The sequence below is a fragment of the Cellulosimicrobium sp. G4 BAM 1002 genome (assembly GCF_057126935.1).
Window position 1 is genome coordinate 2,306,496 of record NZ_CP182109.1, and the last position, 14,679, is coordinate 2,321,174.

The 14,679-nt window shown below is 73.6% G+C and carries 14 protein-coding genes; all 14 read left to right on the forward strand.

Annotation, left to right across the window (positions count from 1 at the left end; all coding sequences use genetic code 11):
• Nucleotides 1-146: 146 nt before the first annotated feature.
• The 14 genes from aroC (at nt 147) to carB (ending at nt 14,677) form a co-directional block, all read left to right on the forward strand.
• Entirely contained in the window at nt 147-1,364 is a 1,218-nt protein-coding gene (gene aroC, locus ACMXGY_RS10370) for a chorismate synthase (RefSeq protein WP_483776743.1), read from the forward strand.
• A complete protein-coding gene (locus ACMXGY_RS10375; RefSeq protein ID WP_483776744.1) occupies nt 1,364-1,960 on the forward strand; it encodes a shikimate kinase in 597 nt (198 codons plus the stop codon). The genes aroC and ACMXGY_RS10375 overlap by 1 nt, the downstream gene beginning before the upstream one ends.
• 92 nt (nt 1,961-2,052) lie before the next feature.
• Entirely contained in the window at nt 2,053-3,171 is a 1,119-nt protein-coding gene (gene aroB / locus ACMXGY_RS10380) for a 3-dehydroquinate synthase (protein ID WP_483776841.1), read from the forward strand.
• Between the two features lie 79 nt (nt 3,172-3,250).
• Nucleotides 3,251-3,697, forward strand: coding sequence for a type II 3-dehydroquinate dehydratase (locus tag ACMXGY_RS10385; RefSeq protein ID WP_483776745.1), 447 nt, complete (start codon nt 3,251-3,253; stop codon nt 3,695-3,697).
• An 84-nt stretch (nt 3,698-3,781) separates the two neighbouring features.
• Nucleotides 3,782-4,399: a hypothetical protein gene (locus ACMXGY_RS10390; protein WP_483776746.1), complete on the forward strand. Its 618-nt coding sequence runs from the start codon at nt 3,782-3,784 to the stop codon at nt 4,397-4,399.
• The gene (locus ACMXGY_RS10395; protein WP_483776747.1) at nt 4,396-4,890 is read left to right on the forward strand and encodes a hypothetical protein; all 495 of its coding nucleotides are present in this window, start codon (nt 4,396-4,398) and stop codon (nt 4,888-4,890) included. The genes ACMXGY_RS10390 and ACMXGY_RS10395 overlap by 4 nt, the downstream gene beginning before the upstream one ends.
• Nucleotides 4,891-5,001: 111 nt before the next feature.
• Nucleotides 5,002-5,565 carry an elongation factor P gene (gene efp / locus ACMXGY_RS10400; protein WP_483776748.1) on the forward strand — a complete coding sequence of 188 codons (564 nt, stop codon included), beginning with the start codon at nt 5,002-5,004 and terminating at the stop codon, nt 5,563-5,565.
• 27 nt (nt 5,566-5,592) lie between these two features.
• A complete protein-coding gene (gene nusB, locus ACMXGY_RS10405) occupies nt 5,593-6,012 on the forward strand; it encodes a transcription antitermination factor NusB (RefSeq protein ID WP_483776749.1) in 420 nt (139 codons plus the stop codon).
• Nucleotides 6,013-6,192: 180 nt separating this feature from the next.
• Complete coding sequence (gene pyrR / locus ACMXGY_RS10410; RefSeq protein WP_483776750.1) at nt 6,193-6,876, forward strand: bifunctional pyr operon transcriptional regulator/uracil phosphoribosyltransferase PyrR; 684 nt, start codon at nt 6,193-6,195, stop codon at nt 6,874-6,876.
• Nucleotides 6,873-7,961: an aspartate carbamoyltransferase catalytic subunit gene (locus ACMXGY_RS10415; protein ID WP_483776751.1), complete on the forward strand. Its 1,089-nt coding sequence runs from the start codon at nt 6,873-6,875 to the stop codon at nt 7,959-7,961. Before pyrR ends, ACMXGY_RS10415 begins: the two co-directional genes overlap by 4 nt.
• Nucleotides 7,958-9,334, forward strand: a complete 1,377-nt coding sequence (locus ACMXGY_RS10420) for a dihydroorotase (protein ID WP_483776752.1) — start codon at nt 7,958-7,960, stop codon at nt 9,332-9,334. The genes ACMXGY_RS10415 and ACMXGY_RS10420 overlap by 4 nt, the downstream gene beginning before the upstream one ends.
• Nucleotides 9,331-10,032, forward strand: coding sequence for a PH-like domain-containing protein (locus ACMXGY_RS10425; protein WP_483772931.1), 702 nt, complete (start codon nt 9,331-9,333; stop codon nt 10,030-10,032). The genes ACMXGY_RS10420 and ACMXGY_RS10425 overlap by 4 nt, the downstream gene beginning before the upstream one ends.
• Nucleotides 10,029-11,276, forward strand: coding sequence for a glutamine-hydrolyzing carbamoyl-phosphate synthase small subunit (gene carA, locus ACMXGY_RS10430; RefSeq protein WP_483772932.1), 1,248 nt, complete (start codon nt 10,029-10,031; stop codon nt 11,274-11,276). Before ACMXGY_RS10425 ends, carA begins: the two co-directional genes overlap by 4 nt.
• Before the next feature lie 2 nt (nt 11,277-11,278).
• On the forward strand, nt 11,279-14,677 hold the full coding sequence (gene carB / locus ACMXGY_RS10435) for a carbamoyl-phosphate synthase large subunit (RefSeq protein ID WP_483772933.1): 3,399 nt from the start codon (nt 11,279-11,281) through the stop codon (nt 14,675-14,677).
• Nucleotides 14,678-14,679: the final 2 nt, after the last annotated feature.

Sequence of the window (14,679 nt, forward strand, 5' to 3'; positions counted from 1 at the left end):
CCACAGCCACGTCCGGTCAGGTGCCCAACCCTGGGTCGTGCGTCGTTCGCGGCCGTGAACGACGCACAAACCCGGGTTCGGCGCGTGCCGGTCCGCAGTGCGGGCGCGCGACCGGGGCGTCGTGCGTGCGTGGGAGGATGGCGCCCATGCTGCGTTGGTTGACATCGGGTGAGTCGCACGGTGAGGCGCTGGTCGGGATCCTCGACGGGCTGCCGGCGGGGGTGGAGCTCACGACGGCCGACGTGCAGGCGGCGCTCGCGCGTCGACGCCTCGGCTACGGGCGCGGCTCGCGCCAGAAGTTCGAGCAGGACGCGCTGCGCATCCTCGGCGGGCTCCGCCACGGACGCACCCAGGGCGGACCCCTCGCGATGGAGATCGCCAACTCCGAGTGGCCCAAGTGGGTCGACGTCATGTCGTCCGACCCCGTCCCGCCCGAGGCGCTGCTCGTCGACGCCGGCACGGGGGACCAGCGCGAGATCGCCCGCAACCGCCCGCTCACGCGCCCGCGCCCGGGCCACGCCGACCTCGTCGGCATGCGCAAGTACGGCTTCGAGGACGCGCGCCCCGTGCTCGAGCGCGCCTCGGCGCGCGAGACCGCGGCGCGAGTCGCGCTCGGCACCGCGGCGGCGAAGTTCCTCGAGCAGGCGCTCGGCGTCCGGCTCGTGTCGCACGTCGTGGCGATCGGTCCCGTCGAGGCGCCCGAGGACGCGCCCGTGCCCGGTCCCGACGACGTCGCGGCGCTCGACGCCGACCCGGTGCGCTGCTTCGACGCCGCGACGTCCGCGGCGATGGTGGCCGAGATCGACGACTGCCAGAAGGCGGGCGACACGCTCGGAGGCGTCGTCGAGGTCCTCGCCTACGGGGTGCCGTCGGGCCTCGGCACGTACGCGCAGAGCGACCGCCGTCTCGACGCGCGCCTCGCCGCGGTCCTCATGGGGATCCAGGCGATCAAGGGCGTCGAGGTCGGCGACGGCTTCCGCACCGCGCGGCGTCGCGGGTCCGCCGCGCACGACGAGATCGAGCGCGGTGACGACGGCCGCATCCACCGCCTGAGCAACCGTGCGGGCGGTGTCGAGGGCGGCATGTCGAACGGCGAGGTCGTGCGCGTGCGTGCGGCGATGAAGCCCATCTCGACCGTGCCGCGCGCGCTCGCGACGGTCGACGTCGTGACGGGCGACGTCGCGAAGGCCCAGCACCAGCGCTCCGACGTGTGCGCCGTCCCGCCCGCGGCCGTCGTCGCCGAGGCGATGGTCGCGCTCGTCCTCGCCGAGCAGGCGATCGAGAAGTTCGGCGGCGACTCCGTGGCCGAGGTCCGCCGCAACGCCGAGGCCTACCTCGCGGCGATCCCGGAGCTGCAGCGCTGATGACGCCCGTCCCTCCTGGCACGCGACCGGTCGTCGTCCTCGTCGGGCCTCCCGGCAGCGGCAAGTCGACCGTCTCGCGCCACCTCGCCGAGCTCCTGAACCTCGCCCAGCGCGACACCGACACCGACGTCGAGACCGCCGCGGGCAAGCCCGTGGCCGACATCTTCGTCGAGGACGGCGAGCCGCACTTCCGCGAGCTCGAGCGCGAGGCCGTCACGACGGCGCTCGCCACGCACGACGGCGTGCTCGCCCTGGGAGGGGGCGCCGTCCTCGACGAGCACACGCAGGCCGCGCTCGCCGCGTACGTGGCGGCCGGCGGGACCGTCGTCTTCCTCGACGTCAGCCTCGCGCACGCCGCCCCCCGCGTCGGGTTCAACCAGTCGCGCCCGTTGCTCCTGGGCAACCCGCGCGCCCGGTGGGCCGCCCTCATGGAGGCGCGCCGACCGGTGTACGAGCGGGTCGCGACCCTGCACGTCCTGACCGACGCCTGCACGCCCGCGCAGGTGGCGCGCGAGGTCCGCGACCACCTCGGGCAGCCCGACGCCGCCCCGTCCGCCCCGCACCCGAACGACACCGCCGAGCAGGAGCACGCGTGAGCGACACGACCCCCGCCCCCGACACGACCTCCGGGCCGGCCCCTCGGTCGACCCGGACGCCCGACGCCGGCGCCCCCACGGCTCCGACCCGGGTGCGGGTCGCCGGGGAGCAGCCGTACGACGTCGTCGTCGGCCGGCACCTGCTCGGTGAGCTGCCGGCACTGCTGGGCGAGCGCGTGCGCCGCGTGCTCGTCGTGCACCCGGCCGCGCTCGCCGCGACCGCGGAGGTCGTCCACGAGGACCTCAAGGCGTCGGGCTACGAGGCCTACGTCGCGGAGGTCCCTGACGCGGAGGAGGCCAAGACCGCGCAGGTTGCCGCCTTCCTGTGGGGCGTGCTCGGGCAGGCCGACTTCACGCGCACCGACGCGATCGTCACGGTCGGCGGCGGCGCGACCACCGACCTCGGCGGGTTCGTCGCCGCGACGTGGCTGCGCGGGATCCGCGTGGTGCACGTCCCGACGACGCTGCTCGCGATGGTCGACGCGGCCGTCGGCGGCAAGACGGGCATCAACACCGCGGAGGGCAAGAACCTCGTCGGGTCGTTCCACCCGCCGGCGGGCGTGCTGTGCGACCTCGCGGCGCTCGAGTCGCTCGGGCGCTGGGACTTCGTCGCCGGCATGGCCGAGGTCGTCAAGACCGGGTTCATCGCCGACGAGCGCATCCTCGAGCTCGTCGAGGAGCACGCCGAGGCCCTGAGCGCGTGGGGCACCCGCCCGACGACGGACGAGACGTGGTCGGTCGTCGCCGAGCTCGTCGAGCGGTCCGTCGCGGTCAAGGCTCGGGTCGTGGGGGAGGACCTCAGGGAGGCCGGCCTGCGCGAGATCCTCAACTACGGCCACACGCTCGGCCACGCGGTCGAGCTCACGGAGCGCTACCAGTGGCGCCACGGCGCGGCGGTGTCCGTCGGCATGGTGTTCGCCGCCGAGCTCGCGCGCCTCGCGGGCAGGCTCGACGACGACGTGGTCGAGCGCCACCGCGCCATCCTCGGATCGCTCGGCCTGCCGCTCACGTACCGGGGCGACCGCTGGGAGCAGCTCCTGTCCGCGATGCGCCGCGACAAGAAGACGCGCGGCGACCTGCTGCGCTTCGTCGTGCTCGACGGCGTCGCGCGCCCCACGCGGCTCGAGGGACCGGACCCGACCCTGCTCGCTGCCGCGTACGCCGAGATCAGCGCCGACGCCCCCACGGGCCGCGGCCCGATCGCGCTCTGAGGTCAGGTTCGGCACCTGGCCGGTCCCGGCTTCCGGTCGTCCCGCCCTCGCGCCCGGCCGCGGTCGCTAGGCTCCGCCCATGGAACGCGTGCTCGTCCTCAACGGACCCAACCTCGGCCGGCTCGGCGTGCGTGAGCCGGAGATCTACGGCTCGGCGTCGATGGCCGACCTGCAGGAGTCGGCGCTCGCGTGGGGGAGCGCGCTCGAGCTCGAGGTCGACGTCCGCCAGACCGACGACGAGTCCGAGCTGGTCGGCTGGCTCCACGAGGCGGTCGACGCGCGGGCGCACGTGGTGCTCAACCCGGCGGCGTTCACCCACTACTCGTACGCGGTGCGCGACGCCGCGGCGCAGGTGACGACGTCGGGGCTCCTGCTCGTCGAGGTGCACCTGAGCAACCCGGCGGCGCGCGAGGCGTTCCGCGCCCACTCGGTCGTCGGCGCGGTGGCGACGGGCACCGTCGCAGGGTTCGGCTTCGACTCCTACCGCCTGGCTCTGGAGGCCGTCGCCGCGCGCCTCGCCGCATGAGGCTCGGCGATCGCTAGGGCCTTGATCGCGGAGGATCAAGTCTTTGGTATTGATACTGCTGAATCAATGCTCTAGGCTTGAGGCATGTTCGTGCTGACCGTGGACCAGCGCTCGAGCACGGGGCGTCCCGACCTCGTGCCGGATCTGCTGCGGCACCTGCGCGACGTGCTCACGGGCCGGCCCGGTGTCGTGGTGCCCTTCGACCGCACGGTGGGCGACGAGGTCCAGGGCGTCCTCGACGACCCGGGCACGGTCGTCGACGTCGTGCTCGACCTGCTGCGGGACGGGGGATGGAGCGTGGGGCTGGGCGTCGGGGCGGTCGACGCGCCGCTGCCCGCGGTCTCGCGCGAGGCGTCGGGGGAGGCGTTCGTCCGTGCCCGCGACGCCGTCGAGCAGGCCAAGTCGCGCGCTGCCACCGCGCCGGTCGCCGTCCGGGGAGGGGCACCGGGGCGCGCCGAGGAGGTCGAGGCGCTGCTACGGCTGCTCGCCCGGGTCGCCGACCGCCGGACCGCCCGCGGGTGGGAGGCCGTGGACGAGCTCGCGCGTGTGGGTGGCACGCAGAAGGATGTGGCCCGTGCGCTCGGGGTGACCGAGCAGGCGGTGAGCCAGCGGCTGCGGTCGGCGCTGTGGCCGGAGGAGGCCGCGGTGCGGCCGCTCGTCGTGCGGCTGCTCGGAGAGCTCGAGGAAGAGGTGGACGGATGACGGACCCGGTGACGGTCGTCCTGGTCGTGCTCGTGTGGCTCGTCGCGCTCGTCGCGAGCGTGCTGGGGGGCGGCGTGGTGACGCAGTGGGTGCTGCGCGCGGCCGCGCGCTCGGGAGGCCCGACGGCGCGGCCCGTCCCCGGGCGTGGACGTCGCCCCGGGCGTGGGGGCGGGGCGGCAGACCCGTCCGCGGTGCCCGTCCCGCCGCCACCGCCGCCAACGACCGGACCCATCGGGACGGAGGCCGTCAAGGCGCTGCGCGGGGGGACATGGATCGGCATCCTGGAGCGCTTCGCGATCACGGGCTGCCTGCTCGCCGGACAGCCGGGCGGTATCGCGTTCGTCGTGGCGGTCAAGGGCCTGGGGCGCTACCCGGAGCTGCGCGAGCACCCCGTCGCCTCCGAGCGCTTCGTCATCGGGACGCTCGCGTCGATGTGCTGGGCAGCCACCGTCGGGGTCGCGGCGAACGCGGTGCTCGTCGCGCTCCGGTAAGATCGGCAAGGCCCATTTCCCGCTCCGCCCTCCGGGCGTCCCGTCGTGCCTCTACCGGCGCGGGTCGTCGGGTGCCGCGGGGCTCGTAGACCCTCCGACAGGAAGACGAACGTGGCGACCACCAACGACATCAAGAACGGCACCGTGCTTCGACTCGACGGCCAGCTGTGGACCGTGATCGAGTTCCAGCACGTCAAGCCCGGCAAGGGTGGCGCGTTCGTCCGCACGAAGATCAAGAACGTGCTGTCCGGCAAGACGATCGACAAGACCTTCAACGCGGGGCTCAAGATCGAGACCGCCAACGTCGACCGTCGGGACTACCAGTACCTGTACATGGACGGCGCCGACTACGTGTTCATGGACACGTCGACGTACGACCAGATCACCATCGCGCCCGAGGTCGTCGGCGGCGCGAAGGACTACCTGCTCGAGAGCCAGAACGTGCTCGTCGCGACGAACGACGGCCAGCCGCTCTACATCGAGCTGCCGCCGTCGGTCGTCCTCGAGATCACCTACACCGAGCCGGGCCTGCAGGGCGACCGCTCGACGGGTGGCACCAAGCCGGCGACGCTCGAGACGGGTGCCCAGATCCAGGTCCCGCTCTTCCTCGAGCAGGGCACCCGGGTCAAGGTCGACACGCGCGACGGGTCGTACCTCGGCCGCGTGAACGACTGACCCGCCGGCAGCCGACGGACTGACGACATGGCCGCACGCACCAAGGCGCGCAAGCGCGCGCTCGACGTCCTCTTCGAGGCGGAGCAGCGTCACGTGGACCCGACGACCCTCCTGGCGGAGCGCGTCGCCGACCCGGGCACCGCGCAGACCGCCCTGCCGCAGTACGCGGTCGACATCGTCGAGGGCGTCCTCGCGCACCGGGACCGCATCGACGAGCTGCTCGAGACCTACTCGCACGGCTGGACGCTCGAGCGGATGCCGGCCGTGGACCGGGCGCTGTTGCGCATCGGTGGCTGGGAGATCCTCTTCAACGACGACGTGCCCGACGTCGTCGCGATCGACGAGGCCGTCGACCTCGCGCGCTCGCTGTCGACCGACGACTCGCCGTCGTTCGTCAACGGGCTGCTCGCCCGCATCGTCGAGATGAAGCCGACGATCACGGCCTGAGCCGGTCGCCGCCCGCGCGTGCCGGCAGCTCCGCGCGGCGCCGGTCACCGGCGTGTGACCGACGCCGCGTCCCACCCGGCGGGACGCGACGCCTGCCCCGCGCCGGGCGGCGGTAGGGTGGGTGACCGTCAGACATCCTTTAAGGCCCGTCCTGTGAGGCGGGGAAGGAGGTCGCCGAGCATGAGCTCTGGCGCCGCTGTGCCCACACCACCACCGACCGCACCGTCGTCCGCAGGGACCGTCGTCCTGACGGCCGCAGACATCGCGCGCGCACTGACGCGCATCGCCCACGAGATCGTGGAGCGCAACAAGGGTGCTCACGACCTGGTCCTGCTCGGGATCCCGACGCGCGGCGTCCCGCTCGCGACGCGGCTCGCCGAGCGGTTGGTCGCCATCGAGGGACCGCCCACCGACGGCGAGGCCCCGCTCGACCCGCACGAGATCGTCGGCGAGCTCGACGTGACGATGTACCGGGACGACCTGCACCGGCACCCGACGCGCACGATCGGTGCGACGCGCCTGCCCGCGTCAGGCATCGACGGCAAGGTCGTCGTCCTCGTGGACGACGTCCTGTACTCGGGGCGCACGATCCGCGCGGCCCTCGACGCGATCAGCGACCTGGGGCGCCCGCGCGCCGTGCAGCTCGCCGCGCTCGTCGACCGCGGCCACCGCGAGCTGCCGATCCGCCCCGACTTCGTCGGCAAGAACCTGCCGACCTCCACGTCGGAGCGCGTGAGCGTGCGACTCGTCGAGGTCGACGGCGAGCGGGACGGCTCGACGGGCGAGCCCGTGTCCGACGCCGTCGTCATCCGGTCCGCGACCCGCGCGCAGGACACCCCGGGCGAGGGCGAGGCGGGCGCATGAGGCACCTGCTGTCCACCCAGGAGCTGACGCGCGCCGAGACGGTGCGCATCCTCGACACCGCAGCGCAGATGGCCGCGACGCAGTCGCGCGAGATCAAGAAGCTCCCGACGCTGCGGGGTCGCACGGTCGTCAACCTCTTCTACGAGGACTCGACGCGCACGCGCATCTCCTTCGAGACGGCGGCCAAGCGCCTCTCGGCCGACGTCATCAACTTCTCCGCCAAGGGATCGAGCGTGTCCAAGGGCGAGTCCCTCAAGGACACCGCGCTCACGCTCCAGGCGATGGGCGCCGACGCGGTCGTCGTGCGGCACCAGGCGTCAGGCGCGCCGCACCTGCTCGCCCACGCGGGCTGGCTCGACGCCGCGGTCGTCAACGCGGGGGACGGCACGCACCAGCACCCGACGCAGGCGCTGCTCGACGCGTACACGCTGCGCCGGCACCTGTCGGGCTCCGGCCTGACCGCGCCCGGCGCGAGCGGGCCGGACGACGCCGCGGCGCGCGGCGCGGGTCTCGACGGGCGGCACGTGACGATCGTCGGCGACGTGCTGCACTCCCGCGTCGCGCGCTCCAACGTGCACCTGCTGCACACGCTCGGGGCGCGGGTGACGCTCGTCGCGCCGCCCACGCTGCTGCCGGTCGGGGTCGAGACGTGGCCGTGCGCCGTGTCCTACGACCTGGACGCGACGCTCGCGGGCCACGGCCCGCACGAAGGCCCTGACGCCGTCATGATGCTGCGCGTGCAGCGTGAGCGCATGAGCGGATCGGGCACGGGCGGCGGGGCGTTCTTCCCCAACCCCCTCGAGTACACGCGCAAGTACGGCCTCGACGGCCGCCGCCTGGGCCTGCTGGCCGACCACGCGGTCGTCATGCACCCGGGCCCGATGAACCGGGGCCTGGAGATCTCCGCGCAGGCCGCGGACTCCCCGCGCGCCGTCATCGTCGAGCAGGTCGCGAACGGCGTCGCCGTGCGCATGGCCGTGCTCTACCTCCTCCTCGCGGGCAGCGACGGACCCGACGGCGCGGACGCGCCCGAGGCCGTCGCACCGCAGCCCGTCCCCACCGCCGAAAGGGTCGCCACCTCGTGAGCAGCGCCGCAACCACCACGTACGTCCTGCGCGGCGCCCGCCCGCTCGGCGGCGACCCGGTCGACCTCGTCCTCGCGGACGGCGTGATCGCCGAGATCGCGGCGCCCGGTGCGGCGCGCGCCGGGTCATCCACCGACGGAGCCGACGACGTAGTCGTGCTGGACGCGACCGGCCTCGTCGCCCTGCCCGGCCTCGTCGACCTCCACACGCACCTGCGCGAGCCGGGCCGCGAGGACGCCGAGACCATCACCTCCGGCACGCGCGCCGCCGCGGCGGGCGGCTTCACCGCCGTGCACGCCATGGCGAACACGACGCCGGTCGCCGACACGGCGGGCGTCGTCGAGCAGGTGTGGCGCATCGGGCGCGACGCCGGCTGGGTCGACGTGCACCCCGTCGGTGCGGTCTCCGTCGGGCTCGCGGGGAAGCAGCTCGCCGAGCTCGGCGCGATGGCCGACTCGGCCGCACGCGTACGGGTCTTCTCCGACGACGGCAAGTGCGTCGACGACCCGATCCTCATGCGCCGAGCGCTGGAGTACGTCAAGGCGTTCGACGGCGTCGTGGCCCAGCACGCGCAGGAGCCGCGCCTCACGGAGGGCGCCCAGATGAACGAGGGCGTCGTCTCCGCCGAGCTCGGCCTCGCGGGCTGGCCCGCGGTGGCCGAGGAGGCGATCATCGCGCGCGACGTCCTGCTCGCCGAGCACGTGGGCTCGCGCCTGCACGTGTGCCACCTGTCCACGGCCGGCTCGGTGGAGATCGTGCGCTGGGCGAAGGGCCGCGGCATCGACGTCACCGCCGAGGTCACGCCCCACCACCTCGTCCTCACCGACGACCTCGCGCGCGGGTACGACCCGACGTTCAAGGTCAACCCGCCCCTGCGCACCGCGGCCGACGTCGAGGCGGTGCGCGAGGGCCTCGCGGACGGCACGATCGACATCGTCGCGACCGACCACGCGCCCCACACGCGCGAGGACAAGGACTGCGAGTGGGCCGCGGCCGCGTTCGGCATGACCGGCCTCGAGACCGCGCTCAGCGTCGTGCAGGAGACCATGGTCGACACCGGCCGGCTCACGTGGGCGGACGTGGCGCGCGTGCTGTCCGCGAACCCCGCGCGCATCGGGCGCATCGACACCGGCGACCGCGCGCAGGGCCGGCCCCTGGCGGTCGGCGAGCCGGCGAACGTCACCCTCGTCGACCCGGCCGCCCGCCGCGTCGTCGACGGTGCCGACCAGGCGACGAGCAGCACCAACACGCCCTTCCAGGGCCGCGAGCTGCCCGGGCGCGTCGTCGCGACGTTCCTGCGGGGACGCGCCACCGTGCTCGACGGCGCGCCCGTCGACGCGGTGCGGGACGGCCGGGAGGGGATCTCCGCGTGAACCTGCCCCAGCCCGTCGCAGTCGGCATCTGGGTCGTCCTCGGCGTCGTCCTGCTGACGCTCGTGCTCGTCGGGCGCCGCCGCCTCGCCGGCCGCTCCGTCGGTGTCGTGCCGACGCCGCCTGCCGTGCCCGCCGAGCCCGCGCGCGGTCCCGTGACGCTCGGGCCGCTCGACGCGCTCTACGTCTCCAGCACGCTGGCGGGCGACTGGCTCGCGCGCGTCGGGGCCCACGGCCTGGGGGACCGCTCGCAGGGCCAGGTCACCGTGCACGACGGCGGCGTGCACGTCGCGCGCCGCGGGGCACCCGACCTGTGGGTCCCCGCCGCAGCCGTGCAGGGGGTCGCCCTCTCGCCCGGGATGGCGGGCAAGTTCGTGGGCAAGGAGGCCATCGTCGTGGTGACGTGGGCCGTGCCCGCGGCGCCGGTGCCGCCCGCCGACGCGGCCGCTGCGGGAGAGGTCGTCGAGCCGCCCGCACCGGTGCTCCCGCGGGTCGAGCTCGACACCGGCCTCCTGCCCCGCCACGACCACGACGTCGCGCGTCTCCTGGACGCGGTGCGCGCGCTCGTCGCCGAGGACCCCGAGCGACGAACCGGGGCGCCGACCAGCGCCACCGACGCCCCCGCAGACCAGGACGGCACGGGGAGCACGCGCGACGGCGCGGCCCCCGGCACCGACCCGAACGACAAGGAAGCGCAGTGATCGCCTCAGTGACCACCACCACCCACACTCCCGACCGGGCCCTGCTCGTCCTCGAGGACGGCACCGTGCAGACCGGGCGTGCCTACGGCGCGCGCGGCACGACCGTCGGCGAGATCGTCTTCAACACCGGCATGACCGGCTACCAGGAGACGCTCACCGACCCCTCCTACCACCGCCAGATCGTCGTCATGACGGCCCCCCACATCGGGAACACCGGCGTCAACGACGAGGACCCCGAGTCCGGCAAGATCTGGGTCGCCGGCTACGTCGTGCGCGACGCGGCCCGGCGTCCGTCGAACTGGCGCTCGGTGCGCTCCCTCGACGACGAGCTGGCCGAGCAGGGGATCGTCGGCATCAGCGACGTCGACACGCGCGCCCTCACGCGCCACCTGCGCGAGCTCGGCGTCATGCGCGCGGGCATCTTCTCGGGCGACGCGCTCGTGCGCGACGGCTACCCCCGCACGACGGAGGACCTCGTCGCCGAGGTGAAGGCCGCCCCCGCGATGGCCGGTGCCGACCTGGCGCGCGAGGTGAGCACGGACGAGGCGTACGTCGTCGAGCCCTTCGAGGGCACGACCCGGGACGGCGAACCGGTCGCCACCGTGGTGGCCGTCGACCTCGGCATCAAGTCCATGACGCCCGAGCGCCTCGCGCAGCGCGGCGTGCGCGTGCACGTGGTCCCCGCCGCCTCGACGATCGAGGACATCGAGGCGCTCACGCCCGACGGCGTGTTCTTCTCCAACGGCCCGGGCGACCCCGGGGCGGCGACGCACGAGGTCGAGCTCCTGCGCGGCGTGCTCGACCGCCGCACGCCGTTCTTCGGCATCTGCTTCGGCAACCAGATCCTCGGGCGCGCGCTCGGGTACGGCACCTACAAGCTCGCCTACGGGCACCGCGGCATCAACCAGCCCGTCATGGACCGCCGCACGCGCAAGGTCGAGGTCACCGCGCACAACCACGGGTTCGCGGTCGATGCGCCGCTCGACGGTGAGTCCGTCGCCCCGCACGACGGCGGCCGGTACGGGCGCGTCGTCGTGTCCCACGTCGGGCTCAACGACCAGGTCGTCGAGGGCCTCGAGTGCCTCGACCTGCCCGCCTTCTCCGTCCAGTACCACCCCGAGGCCGCGGCCGGCCCGCACGACGCGGCCTACCTCTTCGACCGCTTCGTCGAGCTCATGACGGCGAGCCGCACCGCGGCCGTGGCCGGCTCCGAGGCAGCCCCGCAGACCAGCAAGGAGAACTGACCGTGCCTCGCAGAACCGACATCTCCAGCGTCCTGGTCATCGGGTCCGGCCCCATCGTCATCGGCCAGGCCTGCGAGTTCGACTACTCGGGCACCCAGGCGTGCCGCGTGCTCAAGGAGGAGGGCCTGCGGGTCGTCCTCGTGAACTCCAACCCGGCCACGATCATGACCGACCCGGAGTTCGCCGACGCCACGTACGTCGAGCCCATCACGACCGAGGTCCTCACGTCGATCATCGCCAAGGAGCGGCCCGACGCGCTCCTGCCCACCCTCGGTGGGCAGACCGCGCTCAACGCGGCGATCGCGCTCGACGCGGCCGGCGTGCTGGAGGAGTACGGCGTCGAGCTCATCGGGGCGAACATCGCCGCGATCGAGAAGGGTGAGGACCGCCAGCAGTTCAAGGACGTCGTCGAGAAGTGCGGCGGCGAGTCCGCGCGCTCCGCGATCATCCACACCGTCGAGGAGGCGCTCGCCGCGGCGGACGACCTCGGGTACCCGATGGTCGTGCGCCCGTCCTTCACGATGGGCGGCCTCGGCTCGGGCATCGCCTACGACGAGACGGACCTGCGCCGCATCGTCGGCCAGGGCCTGCACTACTCGCCGACCACCGAGGTGCTCCTGGAGGAGTCCATCCTCGGCTGGAAGGAGTACGAGCTCGAGCTCATGCGCGACAAGCACGACAACGTCGTCGTCGTGTGCTCGATCGAGAACGTCGACCCGGTCGGCGTGCACACGGGCGACTCGATCACGGTCGCTCCGGCGCTCACCCTCACCGACCGCGAGTACCAGAAGCTGCGCGACATCGGCATCGCCGTCATCCGCGAGGTCGGCGTCGACACGGGCGGCTGCAACATCCAGTACGCCGTGCACCCCGACACGGGCCGCGTCATCGTCATCGAGATGAACCCGCGCGTGTCGCGCTCGTCGGCGCTCGCGTCGAAGGCCACCGGGTTCCCGATCGCGAAGATCGCCGCGAAGCTCGCCGTGGGCTACACGCTCGACGAGATCCCCAACGACATCACGCAGGTCACCCCGGCGTCCTTCGAGCCGACGCTCGACTACGTCGTGGTCAAGGTCCCACGGTTCGCGTTCGAGAAGTTCCCGGCCGCGGACCCGACGCTGTCGACGACCATGAAGTCGGTCGGCGAGGCGATGGCGCTCGGGCGCAACTTCACCGAGGCGCTCGGCAAGGCGCTGCGCTCGATCGACAAGGGCGGCTCGGTGTTCCACTGGGACGGCGAGCCGGTCTCCGGCGCCGCGCTCGACGACCTCCTCGTGAAGATCGCCCGCCCGACGGAGAACCGGATCATCGGCGTCCAGCAGGCGCTGCGCGCCGGGGCGAGCGTCGAGCAGGTGTTCGAGGCGACCAAGATCGACCCTTGGTACCTCGACCAGATCCAGCTCGTCAACGAGGTCGCGGCCGCCGTCACGGACGCGCCCGCGCTCACCGAGGACGTGCTGCGCGAGGCGAAGAAGCACGGCCTGTCCGACGCGCAGGTGGCGCGCCTGCGGGGCATGGGCCCGGCGGGCGAGGCCACGGTGCGTGAGGTGCGGTACGCCCTCGGCGTGCGCCCCGTGTACAAGACGGTCGACACGTGCGCCGCCGAGTTCGCGGCGCGCACGCCGTACCACTACTCGTCGTACGACCTCGAGACGGAGGTCGCGCCGCGCGAGCGCGAGGCCGTGATCATCCTCGGCTCGGGCCCGAACCGCATCGGCCAGGGCATCGAGTTCGACTACTCGTGCGTGCACGCCGCGCTCACGCTGCGCGAGCGGTACGAGACGGTCATGGTGAACTGCAACCCGGAGACGGTCTCGACCGACTACGACACGTCGGACCGCCTGTACTTCGAGCCGCTGACGTTCGAGGACGTCCTCGAGGTCTACCACGCCGAGCTCGCCGCCGGGCCGGTCAAGGGCATCATCGTCCAGCTCGGCGGCCAGACGCCCCTCGCGCTCGCCCAGCGCCTCGCGGACGCGGGCCTGCCGATCCTCGGCACGAGCCCCGAGGCGATCGACGCCGCGGAGGACCGCGGCGAGTTCGGCCGGGTCCTCGTCGAGGCGGGGCTGCCGGCGCCGGCGTTCGGCACGGCGCGCTCGCTCGAGGAGGCGACGGGCGTCGCGGCGGGGATCGGCTACCCGGTGCTCGTGCGGCCGTCGTACGTGCTCGGTGGGCGCGGCATGGAGATCGTCTACTCCCAGGAGCAGCTCACGGGCTACGTGGAGCGCGCGCTGGAGGCCGCCGCGGCGGAGGACCGGACGGCCGGCACGCTGCCCGCGCCGCTGCTCATCGACCGGTTCCTCGACGACGCGATGGAGATCGACGTCGACGCGCTGTACGACGGCATCGAGATGTTCCTCGGCGGCGTGATGGAGCACATCGAGGAGGCGGGCATCCACTCGGGCGACTCGGCGTGCGTCCTGCCCCCGGTGTCGCTTTCGGACACCGAGATCGAGCGCATCCGCCGCTCGACCGAGGCGATCGCGAAGGGCGTCGGCGTCCGCGGGCTGCTCAACGTGCAGTACGCGCTCGTGTCCGACGTGCTCTACGTGCTCGAGGCCAACCCGCGCGCGTCGCGCACGGTGCCGTTCGTCTCCAAGGCGACGGGCACGTCGCTCGCCAAGGCCGCAGCGCGCGTCATGGTGGGCGACTCGATCGCCGACCTGCGGGCCGCGGGGATCCTGCCCGCCACGGGCGACGGCGGCACGCTGCCCCTGGACGCCCCGATCGCCGTCAAGGAGGCCGTCCTGCCGTTCAAGCGGTTCCGCACGGCCGACGGCACGGTCGTCGACACGGTCCTCGGCCCGGAGATGCGCTCGACGGGCGAGGTCATGGGCTTCGACCGTGACTTCCCGCACGCGTTCGCGAAGTCGCAGGCGGCGGCGTTCGGCGGGCTGCCGACGTCGGGCCGCGTGTTCGTCTCGGTCGCGGACCGCGACAAGCGCTCGATCGTGTTCCCGGTCAAGCGGCTCGCCGAGCTCGGGTTCGAGATCCTGGCGACCGCGGGCACCTCGAGCGTGCTGCGTCGCAACGGCATCGCGTCGCGTGTGGTGCGCAAGTTCTCCTCGGGGCGCGGCGCGGACGGCGAGCCGACGATCGTCGACCTCATCACCGCGGGCGAGGTGGACATGGTCATCAACACCCCGTCCGGGCAGGGCGCGCGCGCCGACGGCTACGAGATCCGCGCCGCGACGACCGCGGCGGACAAGCCCATCGCGACGACGGTCGACCAGCTCGCCGCCGCCGTGCAGGGCATCGAGGCGGTCCTCGCGGGCCCGTTCGAGGTCGCGAGCCTGCAGGAGCACATGAGCGGCGACGGCCTCGGTGCCGCCACCGCGCGGGGCCTGACGGCCGCCGGCGCCGCGTCGACCGGTGCCACGACCGAGCGGGTCGGCGCGTGAGC

Bases quoted from the DNA above. Each gene is read 5' to 3' on its own strand.
- ACMXGY_RS10395 (WP_483776747.1), top strand. From the start codon at position 4,396: ATGACGGACCCGGTGACGGTCGTCCTGGTCGTGCTCGTGTGGCTCGTC.
- pyrR (WP_483776750.1), top strand. From the start codon at position 6,193: ATGAGCTCTGGCGCCGCTGTGCCCACACCACCACCGACCGCACCGTCG.
- ACMXGY_RS10375 (WP_483776744.1), top strand. From the start codon at position 1,364: ATGACGCCCGTCCCTCCTGGCACGCGACCGGTCGTCGTCCTCGTCGGG.
- ACMXGY_RS10390 (WP_483776746.1), top strand. From the start codon at position 3,782: ATGTTCGTGCTGACCGTGGACCAGCGCTCGAGCACGGGGCGTCCCGAC.
- nusB (WP_483776749.1), top strand. From the start codon at position 5,593: ATGGCCGCACGCACCAAGGCGCGCAAGCGCGCGCTCGACGTCCTCTTC.
- ACMXGY_RS10415 (WP_483776751.1), top strand. From the start codon at position 6,873: ATGAGGCACCTGCTGTCCACCCAGGAGCTGACGCGCGCCGAGACGGTG.
- aroC (WP_483776743.1), top strand. From the start codon at position 147: ATGCTGCGTTGGTTGACATCGGGTGAGTCGCACGGTGAGGCGCTGGTC.
- ACMXGY_RS10385 (WP_483776745.1), top strand. From the start codon at position 3,251: ATGGAACGCGTGCTCGTCCTCAACGGACCCAACCTCGGCCGGCTCGGC.